20 protein-coding genes are annotated in these 26,145 nt (G+C 53.9%); 12 read left to right on the top strand and 8 right to left on the bottom strand.

The genetic code is table 11. The annotated features are described in order from the left end of the window. The first annotated feature begins 36 nt into the window (after window positions 1-36). From K1558_RS05170 to K1558_RS05130, 9 genes are all read left to right on the top strand, one after another. Entirely contained in the window at window positions 37-1,383 is a 1,347-nt protein-coding gene (locus tag K1558_RS05170; RefSeq protein WP_238650326.1) for an ABC transporter substrate-binding protein, read from the top strand. An 81-nt stretch (window positions 1,384-1,464) separates the two neighbouring features. Next, on the top strand, window positions 1,465-2,355 hold the full coding sequence (locus K1558_RS05165; protein WP_238650325.1) for a carbohydrate ABC transporter permease: 891 nt from the start codon (window positions 1,465-1,467) through the stop codon (window positions 2,353-2,355). A gap of 12 nt (window positions 2,356-2,367) precedes the next feature. Further along, entirely contained in the window at window positions 2,368-3,192 is an 825-nt protein-coding gene (locus K1558_RS05160; protein WP_238650324.1) for a carbohydrate ABC transporter permease, read from the top strand. A gap of 64 nt (window positions 3,193-3,256) precedes the next feature. Beyond that, window positions 3,257-5,266: a beta-galactosidase gene (locus tag K1558_RS05155; protein WP_238650323.1), complete on the top strand. Its 2,010-nt coding sequence runs from the start codon at window positions 3,257-3,259 to the stop codon at window positions 5,264-5,266. Between the two features lie 45 nt (window positions 5,267-5,311). Then, complete coding sequence (locus K1558_RS05150) at window positions 5,312-6,646, top strand: glycoside hydrolase family 30 protein (protein ID WP_238650322.1); 1,335 nt, start codon at window positions 5,312-5,314, stop codon at window positions 6,644-6,646. A 299-nt stretch (window positions 6,647-6,945) separates the two neighbouring features. Beyond that, window positions 6,946-7,593 carry a FusB/FusC family EF-G-binding protein gene (locus K1558_RS05145; RefSeq protein WP_238650321.1) on the top strand — a complete coding sequence of 216 codons (648 nt, stop codon included), beginning with the start codon at window positions 6,946-6,948 and terminating at the stop codon, window positions 7,591-7,593. Between the two features lie 486 nt (window positions 7,594-8,079). Beyond that, the gene (gene ltrA, locus K1558_RS05140; protein ID WP_238650320.1) at window positions 8,080-9,480 is read left to right on the top strand and encodes a group II intron reverse transcriptase/maturase; all 1,401 of its coding nucleotides are present in this window, start codon (window positions 8,080-8,082) and stop codon (window positions 9,478-9,480) included. 216 nt (window positions 9,481-9,696) lie between these two features. Further along, on the top strand, window positions 9,697-10,113 hold the full coding sequence (locus K1558_RS05135) for a hypothetical protein (RefSeq protein ID WP_238650319.1): 417 nt from the start codon (window positions 9,697-9,699) through the stop codon (window positions 10,111-10,113). A gap of 256 nt (window positions 10,114-10,369) precedes the next feature. Then, window positions 10,370-10,906, top strand: a complete 537-nt coding sequence (locus tag K1558_RS05130; protein ID WP_238650318.1) for a hypothetical protein — start codon at window positions 10,370-10,372, stop codon at window positions 10,904-10,906. Between the two features lie 44 nt (window positions 10,907-10,950). Here the strand turns inward: K1558_RS05130 and K1558_RS05125 are convergent, their stop codons facing one another. After that, entirely contained in the window at window positions 10,951-12,285 is a 1,335-nt protein-coding gene (locus tag K1558_RS05125; protein WP_238650317.1) for an MFS transporter, read from the bottom strand. A 175-nt stretch (window positions 12,286-12,460) separates the two neighbouring features. Here K1558_RS05125 and K1558_RS05120 point away from each other — a divergent pair, with 175 nt between their 5' ends. Next, window positions 12,461-13,669 (top strand): helix-turn-helix domain-containing protein, encoded by a 1,209-nt coding sequence (locus K1558_RS05120; protein WP_238650316.1) that lies wholly within the window; start codon window positions 12,461-12,463, stop codon window positions 13,667-13,669. Window positions 13,670-13,766: 97 nt separating this feature from the next. Here the strand turns inward: K1558_RS05120 and K1558_RS05115 are convergent, their stop codons facing one another. The 5 genes from K1558_RS05115 to K1558_RS05095 all read right to left on the bottom strand — a co-directional run bounded on the left by K1558_RS05115 (window position 13,767) and on the right by K1558_RS05095 (window position 20,936). Beyond that, window positions 13,767-15,521, bottom strand: a complete 1,755-nt coding sequence (locus K1558_RS05115; RefSeq protein ID WP_238650315.1) for an ABC transporter substrate-binding protein — start codon at window positions 15,519-15,521, stop codon at window positions 13,767-13,769. A gap of 77 nt (window positions 15,522-15,598) precedes the next feature. Then, window positions 15,599-16,498 (bottom strand): carbohydrate ABC transporter permease, encoded by a 900-nt coding sequence (locus K1558_RS05110; protein WP_238650314.1) that lies wholly within the window; start codon window positions 16,496-16,498, stop codon window positions 15,599-15,601. A 12-nt stretch (window positions 16,499-16,510) separates the two neighbouring features. Continuing rightward, window positions 16,511-17,449: an ABC transporter permease gene (locus K1558_RS05105; protein WP_420800413.1), complete on the bottom strand. Its 939-nt coding sequence runs from the start codon at window positions 17,447-17,449 to the stop codon at window positions 16,511-16,513. 105 nt (window positions 17,450-17,554) lie between these two features. After that, window positions 17,555-19,153, bottom strand: coding sequence for a response regulator transcription factor (locus K1558_RS05100; RefSeq protein WP_238650312.1), 1,599 nt, complete (start codon window positions 19,151-19,153; stop codon window positions 17,555-17,557). Then, window positions 19,146-20,936, bottom strand: coding sequence for a sensor histidine kinase (locus K1558_RS05095; protein ID WP_238650311.1), 1,791 nt, complete (start codon window positions 20,934-20,936; stop codon window positions 19,146-19,148). The genes K1558_RS05100 and K1558_RS05095 overlap by 8 nt, the downstream gene beginning before the upstream one ends. Window positions 20,937-21,491: 555 nt before the next feature. Between K1558_RS05095 and K1558_RS05090 the strand changes: the two genes are divergently transcribed. After that, window positions 21,492-22,793 (top strand): GntP family permease, encoded by a 1,302-nt coding sequence (locus tag K1558_RS05090; protein WP_238650310.1) that lies wholly within the window; start codon window positions 21,492-21,494, stop codon window positions 22,791-22,793. Window positions 22,794-22,816: 23 nt separating this feature from the next. After that, complete coding sequence (locus K1558_RS05085; RefSeq protein ID WP_238650309.1) at window positions 22,817-23,959, top strand: glycerate kinase family protein; 1,143 nt, start codon at window positions 22,817-22,819, stop codon at window positions 23,957-23,959. A gap of 62 nt (window positions 23,960-24,021) precedes the next feature. On the opposite strand, the gene K1558_RS05080 is transcribed toward K1558_RS05085, so the two are convergent. Together K1558_RS05080 and K1558_RS05075 are read right to left on the bottom strand one after the other, a co-directional pair. Beyond that, the gene (locus K1558_RS05080; protein ID WP_238650308.1) at window positions 24,022-25,050 is read right to left on the bottom strand and encodes a CdaR family transcriptional regulator; all 1,029 of its coding nucleotides are present in this window, start codon (window positions 25,048-25,050) and stop codon (window positions 24,022-24,024) included. A gap of 99 nt (window positions 25,051-25,149) precedes the next feature. Then, window positions 25,150-26,061 (bottom strand): dihydrodipicolinate synthase family protein, encoded by a 912-nt coding sequence (locus K1558_RS05075; protein WP_238650307.1) that lies wholly within the window; start codon window positions 26,059-26,061, stop codon window positions 25,150-25,152. Window positions 26,062-26,145 lie beyond the last annotated feature (84 nt).

The following is a 26,145-nucleotide window of genomic DNA, read 5'->3' as shown; positions in this document are numbered from 1 at the left end:
AAGCGAGAGAAACACAACATTTAGGGGGATGATTACATGAATAAAAAGTCCACACGGAACATTTTGCTGGTCACTGCACTGGCTGCGGTCTCAGTCCTCAGTGCATGCGGAGGCGGCAACGACAAGAATAATGCTGGCACCAATGCCGGAGGCAATACAACTGGCGGCAATGCGGGCAAGGAAGTAACGCTGCGCCTGTTCTCGAACCTTCCTGACCGTAAATCCGGACAAGGCTTGGCGGAGCAGATGGTCATTGATAATTATGTCAAGGCGAATCCCAATGTCAAAATCGACATCGAAACCCTCGCCGAGGAGCCGTTCAAAAACAAGCTGAAAGCATACATGGCCTCCAACGAAGCGCTGGATGTAACTATGGTTCACGGCGGAGCGGAGCTGAACACCCTCGTTCAGGCCGGATATGTGAAAGAGCTGGACCCTAAGGAATATGAAGGCGACACCTTCAACTTCCTGCCGGGTGTGTACAAATCCTTCACCTTCAATGACAAGCTGTACGGCTTGCCGCGCAACAGTGACTACGAAGTGATCTATTATAACAAAAAGCTGTTCGATGACAATGGCATCAAGATTCCGACAACCTACGCCGAGCTGCTGGAAGCGGGCAAGCAATTCCGCGCCAAAGGCATTGAGCCGATGTCGATGAACGGGAAGGACCTGTGGAGCTTCGCCGCCTTCTTCCAGGATCTGGTGATCCGTGTGAGTGGGGATCAGAATCTGACGCTGGACGCAGTGGCCAAGAAAAAGAACTTCACAGGTGACGAGAACTTCACCAAGGCTGCTGAGCTGCTGGCCCAGGCCAGAGACAGCAAGCTGTTCCAGGAATCGTTCATGACAGCCGACTACGGCGCATCGCAGAACCTGTTCACGCAGGGCCGGGCAGCGATGTGGTACATGGGCTCTTGGGAAGCGGGGATGGCTACGAATGACAAGCTGTCGGAGGACTTCCGCAACAATGTGAATGTGCTGAAATTCCCGGTTGTAGAGGGCGGCAAAGGCAAGGACACCGACCTGCTAGCCTGGAACGGCGGCGGATACTCCCTGGTGAGCAGCTCGAAGCATCCTGAAGAAGCTAAGAAGTTCTTCGACTACATGATGTCTGCCGATCAATGGGCCAAAATTGTATGGGATACCGGCGCGGCTGTGCCTGCACAGAAGTATGAGCTGTCCGGCAAAGAGAGTGCGCTGCAGAAGCAACTGACCGACGTTCTGACCGGAGCCACCAGCACAGCAGGCGCGATCGCCCTCGACTCCGGCACACCGAAGTTCAAGGATGATGCCCAGAACGTGTTCGGCAAATTCTTCGCCGGCGGATCAACACCTGAACAACTGCTGGCAGAGCTGCAGAAAGCCGCAGAAACACAATAACCAATATAGAGAATGGAAGGAGACGGGGCGGGAAGCATTTTCTTGCCCCTCTCTAATCTTAAGGATGGAGCTGTGACTTCCATGCAAAAAGTATTCAATAACAAACTGGCCATCTTCCTGTTCGTCTTTCCGGGAATTCTCCTGTTCGCACTGACCTTTCTCGTGCCGATTGTGCTCAGCGGCTACTACTCGTTCAGAGATACGCTGTCACCGGGTACCCCTTCTGCATTCATCGGATTCGCCAACTATACGGAGCTGCTGTTCCACGATTCACGGTTCTGGCTGGCACTGAGAAATGCCGTGCTGCTTGGACTAGGCTTCATCCTGATCCAGCATCCGGTCGCGATCTTTTTTGCCATTATGCTGGACCGCCTGGGCGGTAAAGCAGAGAAGTGGTTCAGAACGATTTTCTTCATCCCATGCGTTATTTCTGTCGTTGTTATCTCGAAAATGTGGCTGTCCCTGCTGGACCCGACCTTCGGCGCCTTCAATAAAATGCTGGATTCCCTGGGACTCGGCTTCCTGAAGCATGCTTGGCTGGGGGACAGCAGCACTGCGCTCGTCTCCATGTTATTCATTCTGATCTGGGCCGGCTTCGGCTGGGGCTTGCTGTTCTATTACGCAGGACTTAAAGGCATTCCCGATGATATGTATGAAGCCGCTTCACTCGACGGAGCCTCCGGCTTCCGATTACACTGGCGGATTACCGTTCCGCTGCTGTCACCGGTCATTACGGTGCAGATTACATTGGCTATGATTACCGCCCTGAAGCAGATGGAGACCGTCTTCCTGACCACCAACGGCGGACCCGGCGACTCCACCCAATTCCTGGCTGTGTATCTCTATAACAAGGCATTCTCGGCGAGCCAATACGGTTATGCCAATGCCATCTCAATTCTTTTCATCGTCGTCTGTCTGCTGGCCACTTATCTGAGCAACAAGCTGACCCGCAGCGATGCGACCGAATTCTAAGGAGGAGCCACCATGAGCAAAAGCACAAAAACCATACTATGGGTGTTCTTCCTGATCGTCGCCCTGGTTCAGCTGTTCCCGTTAATCTGGCTGGTTGATTTCTCATTCTTGAGCAGCAATGAATTCTATTCTTCCAGCGTGCTGAAATGGCCCAGCGATCCCCAGTGGCAGAACTATGTCAATGCCTGGGTCGACGGCAAATTCCTGCGCTACTTCATTAACAGTGCCTTCGTGACTACAGTGACAATTCTCTTGACAGTTATTTTGTCCCTGACGCTGGGTTATGCGTTTACCCGGATGCAGTGGAAGCTGCGGTCCGTCTTCTTCACGATCATCCTGCTGGGCATCATGATTCCGATTCATGCGACCCTGCTGCCGAACTTTGCAATCTTCAAGGCGCTGGGCCTGACCAACTCCTATCTGGGGCTGATCCTGCCTTATACCGCCGTATCTGTACCGCTAGGCACCTTCATCCTGACCGGCTTCATGCGGAGCATCCCCAAGGCGATGGAGGAATCTGCGGTTGTGGACGGAGCGAATATTTACCGGATTGTGTTCCAGATCATCGCGCCGCTTACCGCGCCTGCGCTGGTGACGGTTATCGTAACAACGTTCCTGAACTGTTGGAATGAGTTCATTATGGCCTCGACCTTCCTCAGCAAGGATTCACTGAAGACGCTGCCGTTCTCAGTCATGAACTTTGCCGGCCAGTACTCCTCGGACTACGGCTCACAGTTTGCGGTCATGGTGCTGACCTCGATCCCGGCCATTATCATCTATGCCATCTTCAATGAGCAGATTACCAAGGGTGTTACTGCCGGAGCGGTAAAAGGCTAAATTACAGTCGCATATGTTACGATCGTTTCAAGCGTATGCTACCAACTTCTCAGGAGGACTATCAATGGATCACTTGTTATATGGTGTTGCTTATTACGATGAATATATGCCTTACGACCGCTTGGCCCAGGACATTCAGATGATGAAGGATGCGGGCATCAACACGGTGCGGATTGCCGAATCCACCTGGAGCACCCACGAGCCGCAGAACGGGGTATTCAACTTCAGCTCTGTGCAAAGAGTGCTGGATGCGATGCATGAGGCAGGGATTCATGTCATTGTAGGCACGCCGACCTATGCCGTCCCGGCCTGGATGGTCAAAGAGCATCCCGAGGTGCTGGCGGTCACTGTGAACGGGCCGGGCAAGTACGGAGCCAGACAGATTATGGATATCACCAGTCCCGCGTATCTGTTCTACGCGGAGCGGATCATCCGCAAGCTGATGGCTGTTGTACATAAGCATCCGGCGGTCATCGGGTATCAGATTGATAACGAGACCAAGCATTACGAGACAGCCGGACCGAATGTGCAGCTCCGCTTCGTGAAGTATATGAGAGAGACTTACGGTACGCTTGAAGCGGTCAACCATCAGTTCGGACTGGATTACTGGAGCAACCGGATCGACAGCTGGGAGGACTTCCCGTCCATGGTAGGCACGATTAACGGCAGCCTGGGGGCGGAATTTGCCCGGTTCCAGCGGGGACTGGTCAACGAGTTCCTGGCCTGGCAGGTCGGGATCGTGAACGAGTATAAGCAGCCGGGCCAGTTCACCACGCAGAATTTCGATTTTGAGTGGCGGGGGCATTCGTTCGGCGTCCAGCCTTCGGTGGATCACTTCAAGGCGTCACAGCCGTTCGACATCGCCGGAACGGATATTTATCACCCGTCCCAGGATCAGCTTACAGGTGCGGAGATTGCTTTTGGCGGAGATATGACCCGCTCGCTGAAGCAGGACAATTATTTCGTGCTGGAGACTCAGGCTCAGGCGTTCCCGGAGTGGACCCCGTATCCCGGCCAGCTGCGGCAGCTGGCGTTCAGCCATCTGGGCTCAGGAGCGTCGATGGTCGCTTACTGGCACTGGCATTCCATTCATAATTCCTTCGAGACGTATTGGAAAGGGCTGCTCAGCCACGACTTCCTGCCGAACCCGGTCTATAAGGAAGCGCAGACAATTGGCGCTGACTTCAAGCGGTTAAGCGATCAGCTGATCGGCCTGAAGAAGACCAGCAAGGTGGCCGTAATGGTCAGCAATGAAGCGCTGTCCGCGATGGAGTGGTTCAAGCTTCCCGGCGGTCTCAATTACAATGATGTGGTCCGCTGGATGTACGATGAATTGTACCGGATGAACATCGCCTGCGATTTCATCCAGCCCGGCAGCCCGCGCCTCAGCGAGTATGAGCTGGTTGTGGTTCCTGCGTTATACGCAGTCTCGGATGAGGCGCTGCAGCAATTGAATGATTACGTCCGCAGCGGCGGCCATGTGGTCTACTCCTTCAAAAGCGGGTTCACCGACGAACAGGTGAAGGTGCGCCATACCGCGCAGCCGGGAGTGATTCATGAAGCCTGTGGTGTTACCTACAGCCATTTTGCCACGCCGAATGCCCGTACAGGACTTAGCGGCAAGCTGTTCCCTCAGGGAGAAGCAGCAGGCGTTAACACCGTCAATACCTGGATGGAGATGCTTGTACCTGGACCGGCGGAGGTGCTGGCCCGCTACGATCATCCCCAGTGGGGCGAATTCGCGGCGGTTACACGGAATGCATACGGCGAAGGTACAGCCACTTATATCGGCTGCATGACAGAGCCTGCCGCGCTTGCCGTTATCCTGAAGGATACGCTGCAAACCGCCGGGCTGTGGGGTATGGATCAGCAGCTCTCGTTCCCGCTCATTGTCAAGTCCGGTGCGAACCGGCAGGGCAGCACGATCCGTTACTTTTACAATTATTCGGCTGAGCCGGTAACCTTCAAGTATCCGCATGGTGCAGGGCAGGAGCTGTTGAAGGGTACTCAGGTGGCTCAAGATGAGGAGCTTACCCTTGAGGCATGGGGTGTACAGATAATCAAGCAGGGATAGCATTCAGGCAACATTCATTCAGGCAGCACTCAGGAGGCTGAAAGCATGGACGTGACTGGACAAGTCTGGATATCGAGTACAGAGCATGAGCCGTGGGTATCCCGGACGGTGGAGAGCACCACAGGCGGGGCAGCGGAGCTGGCCTTCACCGGACAGGTGCATCAGGATGTGGAGGGGTTCGGCGGCTGCTTCAACGAGCTGGGCTGGGAGGCGCTGAGCCTGCTGCCGGAGGAAGAGCGGAAGGATGTGCTGCACGCGCTTTTTCACCCGGAAGGTGACCTCCGGTTCAGCATCTGCCGACTGCCGATCGGGGCCAGCGACTACGCGCTGGAATGGTATAGCCTGAATGAGACAGACGGCGACCTGGCGATGGAGCATTTTTCGATTGAGCGGGACCGTAAATTTCTCATTCCGTACATCCGGGAAGCACTCAAGCTGAACCCGGACCTGAAGCTGTTCGCATCCCCCTGGAGCCCGCCAACCTGGATGAAATTCCCGAAGGCCTATAACTATGGCACTCTGCGCTGGGATAAGGATATTTTGGAGGCATATGCACTGTACTTTGTGAAATTCGTACAGGCCTATGCCGAAGAAGGCATTACCATCCATCAGATCCATGTGCAGAATGAAGTGGTGGCCGACCAGAAATTCCCCTCTTGCGTATGGACGGGCGAACAGCTGCGCGAATTCATCCGCGATTATCTGGGACCCGCTTTTGAACGGCATGGGCTGGAGACAGAGATCTGGCTGGGCACGATCAACGCGCCGGAGCCTTGGGATGAGTGGCTGAAGCAGAAGGACAGCGGGTTCGATGCTTATGCCCATACGGTATTAAGCGACCCGGAAGCTTACAAGTATGTGAAGGGCGTAGGCTACCAGTGGGCGGGCAAATACGGCATTCAGCGTACCGTGCAGGCTTATCCTGAGCTGCGTTACATGCAGACGGAGAACGAGTGCGGAGACGGGGAGAATACCTGGTTTTATGCCAAATATGTGTTCAATCTGTATCAGCACTATTTTACTAACGGCGTGAATGCCTATATTTACTGGAATATGGTTTTGCAGCCGAAAGGCCGCAGCACCTGGGGCTGGGAGCAGAACGCCATGCTGACGGTAGACCCGGGGGATCGGAAAGCAGCGCCGAACCCTGAATTCTATGTCATGAAGCATTTCTCTCATTTTGTCCCTCCCGGCTCCCGCAGAATTGGACTGAAGGGCAGATGGTCGGGTAACGGGATCGCCTTCGAGACGGCGGAGGGCAGACGGGTGCTGGTCATCGCCAATCCGTTCAAGGAAGAGCGGACGATTGAGCTGTCCTGTGAGGGTTCGCAATACAGACTGGGGCTGGCTGCGGAATCTTTTAACACCATTGTTCTCTGAAAATGTTCTCTGAAAAAGCAGCCTCCCGCCGCTAACCGTCCAGCCGCCGCAGTGCAGAAGTGGAATTGTCGCCTTCGTCATTTCCTGCTATAATTCTCGCATGTAAGTGGATAGGGGGTTACAATGATGGCAATGAATTGCTCATTGGCTAGGAAGTCCTCATGCAGAGCCTGATCCGGGGCGATACTTTGCGTGGGGTGCGGCAGGATATTCTTGATCGCCCAAACTGATTTTATCGTTTCTAATCGCAGGCTCTGCCCTTATTGGATACACCAATATATATAAGGGGCTGAAGAGCTGTGAAGACAACATTTATTAGAAACCATCAATATAATTATGTGAAGAAACAAGCGGATTTCGTACTGAAGACACTGCGTACAGTAGCGGACCGGCGTGTGCTGGAGACCGTGCGGGCGGATGCCGAGATGAAGGTGACCGGAGCTTTTGCTTCGCTGAGCACCGAACAGGAGCAGTTGCTGCGTCCAATCTCGACGCTTGAGACGGCGGAGGAATTCCAGGAGTATATGAAGAACCTGGAGCCGCATCTGGAGCCGTTCCCGCCGATTACACTGAAGCAGATTCAGAAGCTGTTTCCGAAGAATAAGAAGATGAAGCTGCCTGATCTGCAAGCCATCGATTTCCGTTATGTGACGTATCTGGCCTGGGTCGATATCTCGACGAACAAGCTGTTCATCGTCTACCCGCATGAAGGAGAATTCATCGGGGTAGAGGGCCGCATCGTGCCGACCCACAAGAAGGGCTACTGCCTGTTCTGCAACCGGCAGCAGGAGCTCGCCTTCCTGACGGTTAAGACCAGACCGGAGGTGGCTGCGGCGGATAATTACGCTTCCGTCGGCCAATATGTGTGTATCGATAACCGCGGCTGCAATCAGAGCATTACCGATATCAGCGCATTAGAGAAGTTTGTATTGTCTGTGCGCAAATAGTCTGGAATACAATAGAGCAGCAATCCCCGGGTGGGGGATGCTGCTCTATTTTTGTATGTGCGCCCGGCATGGGCGATAACTTGGCGGTGAAAGTCCGCTACAGGCTTGGCAGTAGGAACTGTTAGCCAAAGGCAAGGGTGTCCGCCGCGAGGCGGAATCTGAAGGAAGCCGGAGGCAAACCCTCGGTCTGACGAACAGAAATCACATACGAGGCATGCCAGGACGGACGAGCTTGCATACCAAAGCGAAGTCCAATACTGCCCGAATCCTGGCATGTAAATGTGGCAGATAGATGAGGGGAAGGTTATCGCTCTTACCCGGGGAGGTCTCACAGACGTCCGGTAGGAAAAAAAAAAATCCGAACGATGGAGTAAAGCTTGCTGTGAGAAGTCAGCAGAGGCCATAATACCGGAAAGTTTTTTTTTTTTTCGGGAAGGGCCGAACAATCGTAAGTCTCAAGTACAAACCGGAAGGAGAATCGGCACGATGAAAGCAGAATACCGAAAGGGCTGCCTGCAAAGGGATAGTGTGGAACGCGAAAAGTATGCGGGAGCGCGGAGTGCCGGCACTCGGGAACGTAGAGAAAGAGACGGTGCAACGGATCTGCTTGAGCAGATTCTGGACAGAGACAATCTGAACAGAGCCTACAAACAGGTCAAGAGCAATCATGGAGCACCAGGAATCGACGGAATGACCGTAGAAGACGCGCTGCCATGGCTGCAGGAACACAAGGACGAACTTTTGCAAAGAATCCGGGAAGGCGAATACAAGCCTAGTCCGGTACGGCGCAAGGAAATTCCCAAACCAGATGGAAGCGGAATGCGGAAGCTTGGCATCCCCACGGTCATTGACCGGGTGATTCAACAGGCGATAGCCCAGCAGCTGCAGCCCTTATTTGAGCCACTTTTCTCAGACGGAAGCTACGGCTACCGCCCTGGGCGGAGTGCGCAGCAGGCCATCCGCAAAGTGAAAGAATATGCAGAGCAAGGCTACAGCCATGCCGTAGAAATCGACCTCTCCAAATATTTTGACACCCTGAACCATGAGCTGCTAATGAACCTCTTGCGTAAACAAATTCAAGATAAGCGCGTAACCGAGCTGATTAAGAAATATCTGAAAAGTGGGGTTATGGAGAATGGGGTTCACTGCAAAACAGAGGAAGGCTCTCCGCAAGGAGGCCCGTTATCTCCACTGCTTGCCAATATATACCTGAACGAATTCGACCAGGAAATGAGCAGCCGGGGAGTGAATGTCATCCGTTATGCCGATGACATTGTAGTACTAGCCAAGAGCAAACGGGCAGCGGCGCGGCTTCTGGAATCCTGCCGAAAGTATTTGGAGGATAAACTGAGACTCCAGATGAATAGGCAGAAAAGCAAGGTCGTCAGTGTAGTGGCGCGGAAGCATTTCAAATTCCTGGGCTTTGCGATGGGAAAGAATAGAAATGGGCTGTATATTCGAGCACATGGTCAATCCCTTGTTAAAGCAAAGAAGAAATTGAAAGAGCTGACGAGTCGCAGTCAGGGCAGAAATGTCAGGCAAGTGATGGAGAAGGTGAAAGTCTACATTCGCGGCTGGATTGGCTACTTCTATGTAGCGGATATAAAGCGAATCTTGCAAAGCTGGAGCCAATGGCTGCGTAGAAGACTGCGGATGTACATCTGGAAACAGTGGAAGAAGCCCAAAACAAAGGTGCAGAACCTGCAAAAACTGGGAATACCGGAGTGGCAGGCTTACCAATGGGGAAACTCACGCCTAGGCTACTGGCGAGTGGCCGGAAGCCCAGTACTGTCCCGTTCCATAACAAACGAAAAGCTCGCACAGGCCGGGTATTACGACTTCCCAGCACAGTACGAGCATTTACGAAAATTGCACTTAAGCGGTTGAACCGCCGTATACCGAACGGTACGTACGGTGGTGTGAGAGGTCGGCTGCTCAGTTAATGAGCAGCCTCCTACTCGATTAGTTTAGGGTATTAAGCCCCCGTCTGCTGCGAGTCTGGAATGTATTTTTTCTACGTATGGTATACAGGGTTAGGGAATGTACATACTGTACATTATGTACGTTTTTCGTTACGATAGGAGGTGAAGGAGGCTGATGATCATGAATACTGTTTTGAATGCGACAGAGGTACGGCAATCCTGGGGCAGCTTTATCGATGCGGTTACCCATGAACGCCCACAATTTGTGAGACGCAACCGAGACACCTTTGCTGCACTTTCGCTCAGTGAACTGACCACAATTTTGTCCGCCTATACATTTACATCTAACATCACAGAAGAGAAGGATGGTTCATTCACCGGTTCATTAAATGAGATTCCTGATATCCTTGCAATGGGGCCAACCCGTGAAGAATTGATGGAGGAACTGGCAAACAACCTGCTAGAATATGCCAAGGAGTATTTTGAGGAATATCCATTGTACAGCAAGTCCCCCAACCGGAAGTCCCACTCCCCCTACATTCTTCATGTTTTGACTAAAGATAATCTGGATGAGGTAATCAAATTAATCGATGCCTAGATGGAAAGAGCTCAAGCGTTTCTGTGACAATGACGGATGGGAGCTTTACAAGACCACGGATCACTATTTTTACCGCAAAATATTACCGGACGGCCGAATTCTAAGAACTAAGGTGTCTATGGGCAGCGGGGAGATCCATACTGGATTATGGCGTGAAATTCTAAAAAAACAATTAGAAGTAACACAAGAGTACTTCAATGAAAAAATATAAGCGCGGGAAGATTCCCGCGCTAACTGTTGGTAGAGCAGAAGGCAGGTGACTAATATTCAAACTATATATGTTAAAGTACGACATTGGTTATTCTGGTACGGGGTTTATGGTCTCTTCAGCAAGAGCAGAAATGATGAAATTACCCTTTATTCTGATGAAAATCAAGCAAACTTCTTGGGGTACTTTGAAATTACTACCGTGGCATCCCTAGTTAATCTTTTGAAGTACGATATGGATATCATTGGAGATGACAAAGAATACTGTGATGAAATTGAAAGCTTTATTCATGGAGATGAAGATATTCATTATAGTTACATATATCCAAGAGGCATAGAAGATGTAGATGACCAGGTACCTCATTCTGCTCCATTAAATATAGATGGTTATAAACCCGTGTATATTTATATGTGGTCAAGACTGTCTCAATCTTGGGACTTGGACGAGATTAGGAAGAGTGTGAAGATCATTGCCAGAGATTTCTTGGATTTAAATGCAGACCATATTGAATTTATAGATGTTCCATCGTACGAGGAAACAAAATTATCGTACGAGCGAGATTTCAAGCCTTATATAAACGAATAATTGAATTCGTTCAACAATGGTTATCCACTTTTCTTCCATTACCTCTAAGCCCCCGCCTCCCTAACCTCCACCCGTTGCTGCTCGGCGGTGTTGCTGCTGATTAAGCCTCTGCGGCGGATCAGGGTAACGACCAGAATCGCTGCGCCGGAGACGAGCAGGATCACTGAGCCTGGAATCCGGTCAAGCAGCACACCATAGAGCAGCATCCCCAGCGGGGCGATGGAGCCGGCGATGCCTTCCACCAGCCCGAAGACGCGGCCACGGTATTCCTCTTCGATGGTCTGTTGCAGGTAGACCTGCACCGGAATATTAATAACCATAATTAAGGCTCCGATCAGAATCAGCAACGGTATATAAAAGAAGAAAGTGGCGGATGGGCTAAACTGAAGCAGCAGCGGCAGCGCCAGCGTGAGGAACAGCATCCCCAGCGCGCTTAGACCGCCGATAATCGGCTTCACCGGGCTCTTGCTCTGGCGGAGAACCGTCAGCAGCAGCGACATGAGCAGCACGCCAGCCGCCAGCATCGCTTCCAGTATGCCATATTGTTCTGACGAGAGTCCCAGTGTCTGCACTGCGACATACGGCAGCACGACATTCAGCGCCACGAAGAAGAAATTTATCCAGAAAATAACGACCAGCAGCGAGCGGATCACGGGTCGGCGGATGGCATACGCGAAGCCGTCCTTCAGATTTGCGCGGACCTCGCCGGCTACACTGCCCAGACGTTCACGCAGCGGCTGGCGGCCTTCGGGTTCAGACTCACACTCGTTTGCGGTCATGGCCTCAGGCATCGGCTTGAATCTCAACATACAGCCCATAATCGTCGAAATGGTGAAGCCTGCTGCGTTCACCAGCATGAAATCCTGGAGCGGGAGGAAAGCGTACAGGATTCCCGCGAGAACAGGAGCCAGCAGATGACCGGCCGAGCCTGCCGTCTGGTTCAGCGATCCGGCCCGTTGTATGGAGCTGCTGTCCACGAGCAGCATCATCGAGGAGGAGACCGCGATGCTGTAGAAGGTTGCGCAGACAGACAAGAGAATGAGCGAGGTATAGATAACCGGCAGGGACATTCCCTCCAGCCATACAACCACAAAGGACAGGGACATAATCAGGGCGCTGGCCAGATCCGAGCCGATCAGCAGGCGTCGTCGGTTCACCATATCGGCGAGCACACCGGCAAACGGCGACAGTACAATCCCGGGCAGCAGGCCGCAGAGCAGCGTAACAGCGAAGCTGCTGCCTGAACCGGTCTGCTGGAGAATATACAAGCCGACAACGAAGGTGTACATGCTGGAGCCCAGAACAGAAGCGAGCTTGCCGGAGAAGAACAGGAAGATATTACGGTTCGAGGCTGCCGGGTCTGATGGATGATGGGTCATGAATAACACTCCTCTTCATACAAAAGTTAAATTTAATTAAACTTATTGTATGATCAATTAATCCGAATAGCAACAAAAAGTTAAATTAAATTTAACTTTATTTGAAATTCAGCTTTTGCTTACCCTTCCATTAGGCTATACTTGATAGAAAAGCTACGGAAAGTTGGCATCACAAATGACATCCAAACAAACTACCATCGGCGACAAGGTCAAGCAGCTGCGTAAGGCCAAAGGGCTCACGCAGACCGACCTGGCCGGAGACCATATGACCAAAAGTATGCTGAGCCAAATCGAGAACGGACGGGCCTTGCCCTCGATGAACAGCCTGCAATTCCTGGCCGGGCGGCTGGGGGTGGACCCGGGCTATTTCCTGGAGGGTGAGGATGAAGCAGAATTGGCTCCGCTTGTCCGTGAGCTGGAGATCCTGTTCAAGGAGAAAAAGTACGCAGAGATCATCAGCCGGGTGGAGCCGCTCACCGGACGGACACTGCCGATGACCATTGATGCAGCGCGTCTGCTCGAATTCTATGTCAGCTCTTGCTTCTATACGGGCAGGGGAGGAGGGGAGGCGGAGCTGGAGCGGGCCGCTCTAATCTATGAGCGCTTCGGTTTATTCGTGGAGCGGGCCAAGCTGCAGTATATCTCCTATGCCTTGATGTTCGCGCAGAGCAAATATGCGGAGGGGCTGGAGCTGATCCGCCGGGTGCGCAGGGAGTATGAGGAGAACAAGGTAGGTAATGATTTTATTTTTGAAATCGAGCTTCATTATGCGGAGAGTATTTGTTTATCTGCCCTGGGTGACTATGCAGGCAGCCGGGAAGCGGCCCTCGCGGCCCTTCATGTGTCTCGGGAGGAAGGGATCTATTATATGACCGATCATCTGCACCGGGTGCTGAGTACACTGGCGATTGCTGAAGGAGATGCTGAGACTGCGCAGGCGGCGTTGCAGAAAGCGAGAGCGTTCGCGGAATTTACGGAGATGCAGGAATCACTGCGGCTGGTGGAGCTTGGGGAGATCAGACTGGCGGTAGCCAGGGGTAATTATGCCGAAGCAGTGACCATGGCGGAGGCGTACCCGCTTGAAGACGCCGGGCATACCGCGAATGTGCAGCTTCTATCCGGAATTGCACTATATCACTTGGGCAAGGAAGACGAGGCGCTGGAAGCCCTAAGCAAGGTGGAGCTTGGCGGCCAGGTCTACCATCCGCTTGACCGTGCCAATCTGTTCACCGCCTATGCGTACCGGGCACAGATCAGTCAGCGTCAGGGCAAGGGGGATGAAGCACTACAGCTGTCACAATTCGCCTATGATCAGGTGAAAGAATACCCGCCTTCTGTATACACGGATATGATAAAGAAGACATATCACGAACTGCATGTTTGACTAATTTTATAATTGTTACGCCTTAGCATGAAGACACCCGTGCAGCTCCCCGCACGGGTGTCCTAATGCTTTAATGAATATAGGTTGAACTCTAAATCTACTTACTACTCCACAATTCTACACGGTCCTGCACATACTTGGTGTAGCCTGCTTCCATTTTTTTGACGCCGGCTTTTTCCAGGTCGGCCATGTAATCATCCCAGATTTTATCGAATTCTGCCGGTTTGGCCAGAATCGCCTGCGGGATGCGTTTCCAGGTAATATCCTTCATTTTATTGCCCAGAATGGACACTTCGTCCTCACCGGGAATTGAAATGTTCCAGGCGGCGCCGTAGGCTTTTTCCTTGAATTCCTCTTCTTTCGGGAACAGATCCTTCCAGGTTGTGGCGTTGTAAGCCTTCAGTGTCTCCTTCTCCACATCGCTATAGCCGACAACCAGCTGCTCAGGGAAGTTCTTGGTGTAATAATTGCCGGTCGAATCCTTGGCTCCGTCGCCGTAGTGGACCATCATGTTCCAGTAGAAGCCAATCCCTGTTTCCTTGGTAAAGGCAGTATTGTCATTGTTGATACGGTCCTGGACTTCCTTAGGCACCACGCGCTTGCCGTTCTCAACGACATAATGCTTGCCTTCGATGCCCCAGTTGTTCAGGATCTGTCCTTCATCGGAGGCCAGATAGTCCAGGAACTTGATGGTCCGGACCGGATCAGGGTTGGTGGTGGAGATGGAGATCCCGTAGCCGCCCATGAAGCCGGTAGGCCAGAAGCTGGTCTCTTTGTAATCCTTGGTTAAGGTGACTGGATAGTGTCCGTAGGTCTGATCGAATTTGCCGGCAGTTTTGAGTGCCTGCTGCGCGTCATTGTAGTCCCAGTCCTGATCAATCAGGCCCAGTACGCGTCCAGTCGCCACTTTGGCCTTGTACTGGTCATATTTCTGCACGAAGCTCTCCTTGTCAAGCAGGCCGATATCGTTCATATGGTTCAGCCAGCGGAAATATTCCTTCTCTTCCGGGCGGCGGAAGTGATAGATCGCTTCATGCGTCTCCTGATCGATGTAATACTCGCCGTCATCGGAGCCGCCGGTCGTAGCTACCGCAGGGTTGGTAACGGAAATGTACATATGCCAGTCATCCGCATTGAGGGATACGCCGATATTTTTGTTGCCGTTCTCATCGGTCGGATGCTTCTCCAGATAGGCTTTGATCACGTTCTCATAATCCTTCACCGTGCGGATCTCCGGATACCCGGCTTCCTTCACGACCCGGTGCTGCAGCTCGAAGCCGCCGCCTGCTACGAATTTCTTCTCATCTACAGCCGCCCAGGTCGGGATAGCATAGATGGACTGGTCTTCGTTCGTGTATTTGGCACGGGCCAGATTGTCGCCCAGTACCCGCTTGATATTAGGAGCATGTTTATCAATGAGATCGGTCAGGTCAATGACAGCGCCTGCATCCACCAGCTTGCCGATATCGCCCTTGGCAGAGATGATGTCGGGATATTCACCGCCGGCTGCGATCAGGGCGATCTTCTGCTGCGGATCACCGACTGCGAATTCAGCATCAAGAGTCACGCCTGTTTTCTGCGTAATCACCTTGCTGACCTCATCCTGCATATTGTTCCAGTTCGGATTGGGGTCTTCTGCGAAGAAGGATAAGGTCAGCGGACTGAGATCCTCTGCTGCTGGCGTAGCTTCGCTGCTGGCGGCAGGGGTGCTGCTGTTCGTGGCCTTGGCTCCGGTATTCTCGGCGGCATTCTTGGAATTGCCGTTATTGCTTCCGCCGCAGCCGGCCAGCACACTGAGCAGCAAGGTCAGAAGCATCAGCGCCACATACGGTTTCGCCGTCTTTCTTGTCATGAATAGAAACCCTCCCTTTGTCTGGTAGAAACATATTGTATGCACAGGCCTCAGCCTGGAGATACCGTTTAAGCAGACTAGCTTTTAACCGAGCCCAGCGTCATGCCTTTGACGAAATAGCGCTGCAGGAACGGATAGACCACCAGAATAGGGACCGTGACTACGATGGTTATCGCCATTTTGACCGATTCGGGGGAGATCTGGGCCATCACCTCAGTCATATTCCGGCCGCGGAAGTTATCCGCATTGGTCGTTGTGCTCTGAATGACCTTCATCAGCTCGAATTGCAGCGTGGTCAGAGAGTCCTTCGAGCCGTTATACAGATAGGTGTCAATCCAGGCATTCCACTGGCCGACCGCCAGGAACAGGGCAATGGTGGCCAGCGCAGGCTTGGTCAGCGGCAGAATTACCCGCCAGTAGATGGTGAAGTCATTGGCGCCGTCGAGCTTCGCCGATTCCTGCAGGGCATAAGGCAGGCCGTCGATGAACGATCGGATCACGAACACGTTGAAGGCGCTGACCAGACCGGGCAGAACGTAGACGCTGAAGGTACCCATCATATGCAGATCCTTGATCAGAATGTAGAACGGAATCAGACCGCCCGATACATACATTGTCAGCGCCAGGAAGGTGGAGACGAATTTACGGCCCTGGAAGTCCACCCGGCTTAAGGTGAAGGCCAGCATGGAGGCACTGACCAGCCCGAGCAGAGTTCCGACAACGGTCCGCAGCACGGAGATTTTGAACCCGGTCACCAGGCCGGAGAAGGCGAAGATGGTCTCATAGTTTTTGAAGGTGAACACCCGGGGGTAGATTGTGATTCCACCCTTGATGCTGTCCGTCGAGTCATTGAAGGAGATCGCCAGCACATTAAGAAAAGGATACAGCGTAGCTACAGTAACCACCGTAATCGCCAGATAAACCACCAAATCGAAGATGCGGTCCGACCAGGATGCCGCAGCCAGTTTTTTGATCATGAGCAGGGCCTCCTATATGATGCTTTCTTTGGTTATTTTTTTGAAAATGCCATTGGCGGTAAAGAGCAGAATCACACTCACCACCGAGTTGAAAATATTAATCGCCGTCCCGAAGGAGAACCGTCCCATGCCGAGCCCGTAATTGAGCGCATACAGGTCAAGCGTCTGGGAATAATCGCGCACCAGATTGTTGCCGAGCAGGAACTGCTTCTCGAAGCCGATGCTGATCAGATGGCCGATGGACATAATGAGCAGGATCACGATCGTTCCCCGGATGCCCGGAAATGTGATATGACGCACCTGCTGCAGCCGGCTCGCACCGTCGACTTTGGCAGCCTCGTACAGCTCCGGCCCGATCCCCGAGATGGCGGCGAGGTAGATAATCGTGTTCCAGCCGGTCTCCTTCCAGACATCGGAAGCGGTTACAATACCCCAGAACAGATTGCCCTTGGCCATGAACTGGATCGGTTCGTTGATAATATTCAGGCCCATGAGCAGATCGTTCACAGCGCCGTTGTCGGTGGAGAGCATCTTGGTGATAATCCCGGCAGCGACTACCCAGGAGACGAAGTGGGGCAGATAAGAGACCGTCTGCACGAAGCGCTTCAGCACCTGCAGCCTGACCTCATTGAGCAGAACAGCGAAAATAATGGGAATGATGAAGCCCGCCAGCAGCCCCATGATACTCATCGCCAGGGTATTGCGCAGGGCATTGAAGAATTGCTCATCCTGGAAGAGCTCCCGGAAGTATTGCAGCCCGACCCACTTTTGCTCGAAAAAGGATTTGCCCGGCTTATACTTCTGGAAGGCCATCGTCCACCCCCAGAGCGGCAAATAGCTGAAGACGAACGCCCAGAGGACAAAAGGGACAGCCATCATGTAGAGATACTTCTGCTGCCGGAACTTCGCCCAGAAGCGGGCGGCTGAGTTCCCCGGCTTAGGCTTCGCCATGGTAGTAATCGCTTTCATTTATGTCCCTCCTTCGATATAGCTCTATCATAAGGCCGCGGCAAATCAGGCAACACCCGAAGATTTAAGCGGAAAAACAGGGGGAAATCAGTCATTTTCGTAAGCGCTTTCTGAAAACTCGTCCTCCGGCTTTAGTCCCTGTCTGCGGTAGGCGGAAGGAGAGATACCCGCAATTTTCTTGAACTTTTCACGAAAATAATCCACGTCGCTGAATCCGACCCGGCTGGCGGCCTGGTGGATTTTGCTGCCCTGGTCCAGCAGCTCCTTGGCCTTCCCGATGCGGATGGTGTCCAGATACGTGTTGAAGGAGCAGCCCATGCTGTTCTTGAACAGCTTGCCCAGATAGGCACTGCTGTAGGTGAATACATCGGCCAGCGTCTCCAGCTTCAGATTCTCGGCATAATGCCGGTGGATCAGATGCACCATCCGCTTCATCAGCACATCCATATCATCGCGGATAATTTCCCCGGCATACTGCTCCAGCAGACCAGTGATATAGCGCTGAAGTGCGGGTAGAGAGGTATGTCTGTAGATTTGCTCAATCTGTCCGTCCATCCGGCTCTGTGCCGGACCCAGCTCCTTGTAATGAACGGAGAGCTTGCCGGAGATGGAGGTTACCGCCCGCACATAGAAGGATTTGACCGCCATCTCGGATAACCCGGCTGCGGTCATAAGCTCCCCCGCCTCCTGGATCAGGGCCGCGATTGCAGCAACGTTCCCGGTATCCATGGCGAAATACAGCCGGTCCATCACCGGGATTAACCGGCTCTCGGTCTCCTGGGGATTCGCGGGCTGCCCCAGCTTCAGCTTGCGTGAATCCGGGCCGATCATCCCTGGCTCGTCATAGAAGAAATGGTCCTTCATCCGGGCCAGCGCCGATTGATGGGAGTCCGGCAGTGCGCCCAAGCGTTCTACCCGGTCTCCGGCGGTGATGATGCATTCCAGCCCCTCTGCGGCGGCGGCCTCACGGATCTGCCGGACCATCATCTGGTGGACCAGCTCCTTCTGGTAGGAGGGCTGAAGCAGAACGCCGAGATAAGAGTCCAGCGAGAAAACGACGCCCCGGCGGCTGTCCTCCAGGCTGGCGGTCAGCCGGGTTTTGACTGCGGCCACTGGACCGTTGTCGGCATAATCCTGCAGCAGCAGGCGGATCAGGACAATCTGGTACGAATCCCAGAGGAGCCCTGCTTCCAGCGCTGAATCCATCAGAGCGGGCGCAGGGTCCGGGCTGCGCTCCAGCAGCAGGGACTGGACCAGCATCTCCCGGCTCCACACCTTGGCGGCCGAATGGTTCTTCCGCTTGGCCGCCTGCTCGGCCAGCAGTGCAGACAGACCGGTCAGGTAGCGCTGCAATTCCTCTTCATCCACCGGCTTCAGCAGATAATTATCGATGTCGTAAGACAGCGCACGCCGGGCATAGCTGAAGTCGGCATAGCCGCTCAGAATGAGGATATGCATATCCAGCTTAGCCTCGCGCAGCTCGCGTACCAGCTCCAGCCCGTCTTTTCCCGGCATCCTTATATCGACAATCATCAGGTCCGGGCAGTACAGCTCAGCCTTATGCCGGGCTTCCACTGCATTGGCTGCGGTATCCACCACCTGGTAGCCGAGGCTCTCCCAGTCGAGCAGTGTAGTCAGTCCTTCCCGGATGGATAATTCATCATCAACGATTAACACGCTATACATAGGAATCACTCCTTAAGGGGATGGCGAAGCTGATCTGTGTGCCGTATCCGCTCTGGCTGGCCAGGCTCAGGCCGCATTCCGGGCCGTAGGTCAGCTTCAGCCGCAGATGGATGTTGCGCATTCCGATACTGTGGGTCTCATAATCATCATTGTTGTCCAGCATCTCCCGGAGCTCTGCCAGCCGTGCCGCCGGGATACCGATTCCGTTATCGGATACCTGCACCTTAAGCATCGCTTCCTCCACCCGGATATCCACCCGGACCATTCCGCCGTCCATCCGGTCCTCCAGGCCATGGATCACGCAATTCTCCACCAGCGGCTGGATGATCAGCGGCGGGATCTGAACTTCGTTAGCTGCCGGATCGACATAGAGTTCATAGGCAAGCCGGTCATTATAACGGAATTTCTGGATTACCAGATAGCAGTTCACCGTCTCCAGCTCGCTCTGCAGCGAGATCCGGCCGCCGGCGACCTCCAGATTCTTGCGCATCATCTTCCCCAGCAGCCGTACCACCTGGGCAATATCGGTCTGTCCCCGGGTATGGGCCTTCATGCGGATCGATTCCAGCGCATTGAACAGGAAGTGGGGATTGATCTGGCTGGCCATCATTTTGAACTTGATTTCATTCTGCTTCAGCAGGATGGCATTCTTCTGCCGGTTGGACTCCTGCACCTCGCTCATCAGGTCGTTGATATTGCGCACCATATGATTGAACTGCCGGGCCAATTGGCCGATTTCGTCTTTGCCGTCGATCACCAGCCTGGCACCCAGGTTCCCGGAAGCGACCTTGGAGATGTGTTTGCTTAAGTGCAGCATCCGTCCCGTAAGCAGGCGTGAGAAGTAATAGATCAGGATGATTGCGAGAATGAGGGAGGAGATAATGACCGTGGTGGCCAGTGAGATAATCCGGTTCGGCTCGCTGACAATACTCTCCACTGAGAAAATCGAGATAATCCGCAGGCTGTTCAAACTGCCCTCGGGATGCCAGTCATCGACCAGCATTTTGAAGGATTGCCCGTCAATCGTAATATCTGCAGGCCCGTGTCCGGGAAGGGGGGACGGTGGCTTGAGGTTGATGTCCTGCAGTGTTCTGCCTAGTGTTCCGGAACGGTTGGAGGCGACAATGTTGTCATTCTCATCGACAATAATGGTCTCGAAGGTCTCCTGGTTCAGAATGCTGCTGAGCTGCTCTGAATTCACATTAATGACCAGCACGCCGGTGGTCCGCTGCTTGAGGAAATCGACCTTGCGGATCAGGCTGAGATAATACTGGCCGTTGCGGGAATCGGGGATATAACTCCAGAAGGCCAGGGCCTTCTGGCTGAGGGCCAGCTGGTACCACGGCTCCCGGGTGACCGCTGCATCGGCCTGGAGGAACTCCCAGTTGTCCAGCACCGTCGGGTTGTCGATATACAGCCGGATGCTGGAGATTTCCTTGTACAGCCGGACGAAATCGCGGAAGTCGGGATACTTCCAATAGGCCTGGACCACATCGTAGACGGATTCATAGCGGTGGTTCGCGGCCTCCTCCAGCCGGCTGTCATTGGACAGGCGGTAAGCGATATCCAGCGGGATGTTCAGCATCTCGCTGGTCCGTTTCTTCACCCGGTCCACATTCGCCGCCACCTGCTTCAGCGCATTGTTCATCGCCATGTTCCGCAGCTCACTGGTTAGAAATACCCCCACAATGAGCACCGGAATCAGCACGACGCTGCCGAACGAGAGGAAGAGCTTAGTCCTGAGTCTCAGGTTGTTCATCAGGGTGATGATGCGGGTATACACGAATACAATCCCCTCCGTAAGCACATGAGTGTAAGAACGCTTACAATAGAGTATAGCGCGAAATGTTTAGCCAATATATGTAATGTTGCGGGGAAGAGATAATTTTTTTGATAGCATTTCGTGCCGTAATCCATCCGCCGCACCCATCCACGCAAAACCCCCAAGCCGCAGCAATCGTCGCCTAATCTTCGTCAAACCTCGTCCAAACCTCGCTGCCTGCGGACTGAGATGCGCTTATTGCAGCAATTGTCAGTCAAATGGACCCTCCATATGGAGGATAACGGCCTCACGGTCCGCGAACGGCTCACAAACCCGGTAAATTCACAAATAGCGTACTGTGAGTCCGCGGGCGGGATATGGTCGAAAAATCGAACACATTAGACACGTGGGAGGGGCCGAGCCGAATGTACTCAACCTCCGCCAACCTGTGCGAAACATCACTTTTCCCGTTGGTCACTTGCACAATGCATTTCGTCCGTTCATCAATATTCTTTTGCGGCTGCGGGGACTTATAATGAGAGCGTGTTCAACAAGTTCTTAGGGGGATTTTTGAAAATGGAAGGGTTAATCATTGGTTGGTATGGAGCACTGGCAGGACTGGCAATTGCCATTATCCTGATTCTGAAGAAACTGAATCCGGTCTACGCTCTGTTCCTGGGGGCCATCGTGGGCGCGCTGATCGGCGGAGCCAATCTCGAACAGACGGTAAGCGTTCTTGTAAGCGGTACTCAAAGTGTCATGGGCACGGTGCTGCGGGTGCTAGCCGCCGGTGTGCTCGCCGGTGTGATGATGGAGTCGGGAGCAGCGGAAGCCATAGCCCAGGCGATTGTGAAAAAATTCGGCGGAAGCAAGGCCATCCTGGCTCTGGCGCTGGCAACGATGGTCATTACGGCAATGGGCGTGTTCATCCCGGTAGCGGTATTGATTGTAGCGCCGATTGCTTTGTCGGTCGGCAACAAGATGGGAATCTCCAAGCTGGCGCTGCTGCTGGCATTGTCCGGCGGAGGCAAGGCAGGGAACATCATCTCGCCCAATCCGAATACGATTGCTGCTGCGCGCGGCTTCGAGCTAGACTTAAGCCATGTGATGCTGGCAGGCGTCATTCCGGCCATCTGCGGATTAATTGTAACCGTTATCCTGGCCTCGATGCTGAAGACCAAAGGAATTAAGGTTACCGACGAAGAAGCAGCTAACGGCAGCAATAGTGCAAGTAACTCCGTGTACCCGCCGCTCGGCAGAGCCATCGTGGCCCCGCTGGTTGCGATTGTGCTGCTGATGATCAATCCGATCGGCTCGATCTCGGGCATCGAAGCGCTGACCAAGCTCAAGGTGGATGCGATGTACATCCTGCCGCTGGCGGGCATTATCGGAATGCTGGCGATGGGCCAGGGGAGCAAGGTGCTGCAATATACCTCCTCCGGTCTCAGCAAAATGACAGCAACCGTCCTGATCCTCATCGGTGCGGGCGGCATCGCCGGGCTGATCTCGGCTTCCAATCTGTCCGCGCAGGTGGTGCATCTGATTGAGCTGTCCGGCATCTCCGGCACCTTCCTGGCGCCGATCTCCGGGATTCTGATGGCCGCGGCGACTGCCTCCACCTCAACGGGTGTTATTGTGGCGACCGGTTCCTTCGGACAAGCCATTCTGAACATGGGCACCGCACCGCTGGCTGCAGCTGTGATGGTCCATACCGGGGCGACGGTTATCGACTCGCTGCCGCAGGGCACGTACTTCCATGTCACCGCTGATAGCATGAAAATGACGATCAAGCAGCGCATGGGCTTAATCCCTTACGAGGCGCTGGTCGGCGGGACGATGACGGTTGTGGCTACAATCGTATACGGATTTTTACTATAATAATGGATAGATGAGGTGTGGAAATGAGCGAGAGAACCTTTGTACTGGCGCCGGATTCCTTCAAGGAGAGCATGACCGCTAAGGAAGTGTGCACAGCGATGGAAGCCGGATTACGCAAAATATACCCGGAAGCAACCTACATTCATGTTCCGATGGCGGACGGGGGCGAAGGGACCGTTCAATCCCTGGTCGATGCTTCCGGCGGAGAGATTCATGATAAAGAGGTAACAGGGCCGCTGGGCCAGCCGGTCATGGCCAAATTCGGAATTCTCGGCGACGGGCAGACGGCGGCGGTCGAGATGGCTTCGGCCAGCGGCATTCAGCTGGTGGATAAGGCGGAGCGCAATCCGCTAATCACCACAACCTACGGGACGGGCGAGCTGATTCTGGAATGTCTGAACCGGGGTATCCGCAAAATTATTATCGGCATCGGCGGCAGTGCCACCAATGACGGCGGTGCAGGAATGGCCGAAGCGCTCGGCGCAAGATTCCTGGATGAAGACGGCGGTCAGCTTCCGCGCGGCGGCGGCGCTCTGGGCAGACTGGTGAATGTGGATGTTAGCAGCCTGGATGCCAGACTGAAGGAGACGCAGCTGATAGTAGCCTGCGATGTGACGAATCCGTTATGCGGGGAGCAGGGGGCTTCGGCAGTATTTGGTCCGCAAAAAGGGGCCACCCCTGCCATGGTCCAGCAGCTTGACGCCAATCTCGCCCATTATGCGGAGGTGGTGAAGGAGCAGTTGCACATGGATGTGCGCGACCTGCCGGGAGCGGGAGCGGCGGGGGGACTGGGCGCGGGCCTAATGATCTTCACCCAGGCAACGCTGCAGAAGGGGATCGAGATTGTGATCGAATACACTGCCCTTCAGCAGAAGCTGGAGCAGGCGGACTGGGTCTTCACCGGTGAAGGCGGAATCGATTTCCAGACCAAATTCGGCAAAACGCCATACGGCGTCGCCCGTACTGCCAAGGCCAGCGGCAAAAAGGTAATCGCCCTGGCCGGATACATCGGCGAAGGGATTGATACGCTGTATGCCGAAGGCATTGATGCCATATTCGGCATTGTGCCGGGCGCATCCAACCTGGAGCAGCTGCTCGCGGACGGACCGGCCAATGTCGAGCGGACCTGCGAGAATATCGCCAGACTGCTGAAGCTGGCTGAATAAGCACTTGCAATAAAGATAGCCCCGGGGAACCGTATCCCCGGGGCTAGACTTTTAATAAAAAGCTACTTGTACAGCGCCAGCAGCTCATGCGTCAGCTCAAACAGCTGCAGCAGATCCCGCGGGTCCTTGCCGGTAATACTCTCAATCCGTTTCAGCCGGTATTGCAGCGTGTTGCGGTGGATGTTCAGATGCTCGGCCGTCTGCGAGACGCTGCAATTGTGATTGATGAAGCTGCGGAGCGTCTCCAGCAGATCGGCGGTATCCTCCAGCTTGATCACCGTGCTTAGCTTATCCACCAGCCTAGCATGGCTGAGCTTCACCAGGAATTCCGCATCCTCGTAGCGGATCGACCGGGCAGCAGGGCGGAGCGCCAGCAGCACGCCAAGGGAAGCCTTCGCCTGGCGGTAGCCTTCAGCGATGCTGGCTTCCAAATGGCTGGAAGCGACCAGCAGCTGCGGCTGGCTGTGCAGCAGCTCGTCAATCAGCCGGCTGCAGTCCGGCCGGTTCTGGACCAGCATCACCCATGTATCCTCATCAAGCTGGAAGGAGGGATGAGTGAACAGCAGCTTGGTCTCATCCGGCTCAGGCCGCACATGCGTGAGATAGAGAACAGTGGTCCTCAGCAGCAGGTCAATCTGATAGAGCGCCGCTTCTTTGCGCAGCTTCTGGGAATAAGCCCCCTGGTGGGCGAGCAGCATCTCCAGCAGCGCCTTTTTGCGGTTCGCCTCATTGGCGAGATGCTCCAGCGTATGCCTCTGTTCAATCAGCAGGGAGACCGTAGTTCTGACGATATTGCAGAAGGGCCGGACCTCCTCCGGGCTGCCGGAGATGCCGATCACACCAACGCGGGTATTGCCGATAACGATCGGTTCGTTGGTGCCTTTTTTCTCATAGAGACCATCCTCCATCACCTCGACCATCTGCCCGGTGGACAGCGCCTCGATCGCCCCCTGATGTACCGTGCCGATTCTGGCCTTGTTCCCGCTGCCGATAATAATTCCCTCATGGTTCATAATGTTGATGTTATAGGGAATATCCATCATCATCTTGTCCACAATCTCCTGCGCCTGCTTGCCTGATAGCTGAAACAACCAGGATTCCTCCCTTATGCTGTGCAGTTGTGCATCTGAACAAAAGTATAACCGATCAGGCACAGGGAAGGAAGGTGTACCGCGTCAACACCGACGGAGTTAATGAGCAATACCTGCCCGGCTGAAAATCTGCTTCAGCCTATCCTCATGATCCGCACTCCATACCCCAGGCGAAGCCAGACTGTAAGTCGATACCGGCAGGCCGGATAGACGGACGGCTTCTTTAATAGAAGCTACGAACGGATCATCGATGGCATACAGCGCCGGAATCTCAATCAGACGCTTCTGGAATTCGAGCACTCCGGCCAAGTCGCCCCGCTTGAAGCTGTCATACACACCCAACATCAGCTCGGGAGCAAAGTTGGCGCTGGCAGCAATTGCCCCGTCTCCACCCGCAGCCAGCGTAGGCAGCAGGTATTCGTCGAACCCGCAGAAGACGGAGAAGTCAGGGCTGACCGCCTTAACCTGCATGATCATCTGGCGGATATGGCTAAGCTGATCCACGGTATCCTTGATGCCGAGTACATTCGGATAATGGGCGGCCAGGCGGGCAACGAAGGCCGGACTGAGGTCCTGGCCGGTCATAGCCGGGAAGTTGTACAGCATGAGTGGCACATCGACGGCTTCCAGCACAGCGGCAAAATGCGAGAACAGAGCGTCCTCGCTCAGCTTGTAGTAATACGGATTCATGATAACGATGCCGGTAGCTCCATGCTCGGCAGCATGGCGGGACAGCCGCAGAGTCTCAGCTACCGTGTTGCTGCCGGTGCCGATCCAGGCCGGAATGCGGCCGTCCGTATACTCCAGGCATGCTTCTGCAATCTCTTCGCGCTGCTCTGCGGTGAACAGGGTGAATTCTCCGGCGGTTCCTAAGAACAACATTCCGTGAACCCCCTGCCCAATCAACCGGTCAATCAGCAGCTTCATACCTGCACGGTCGAACTTTCCGGTAGAATCAAGAATCGTCGGAACGGGAGGAAAGACACCTGCGTTCGGGCGGCTAAGTTTCATTTTATTTTTGCCTCCTGGTTTGTTATTATAAACATAAGATTATTATAGTGAACTAAATACGCTTAAGCAACGCATTTATGAGAG

The sequence above is a fragment of the Paenibacillus piscarius genome, assembly GCF_022234545.1.
In the GTDB taxonomy this organism is placed as follows: Bacteria; Bacillota; Bacilli; order Paenibacillales; family Paenibacillaceae; genus Paenibacillus_AQ; species Paenibacillus_AQ piscarius.
The sequence above is the reverse complement of the archived record's forward strand: the minus strand, read 5'-3'. Positions and strand labels throughout refer to the sequence as shown.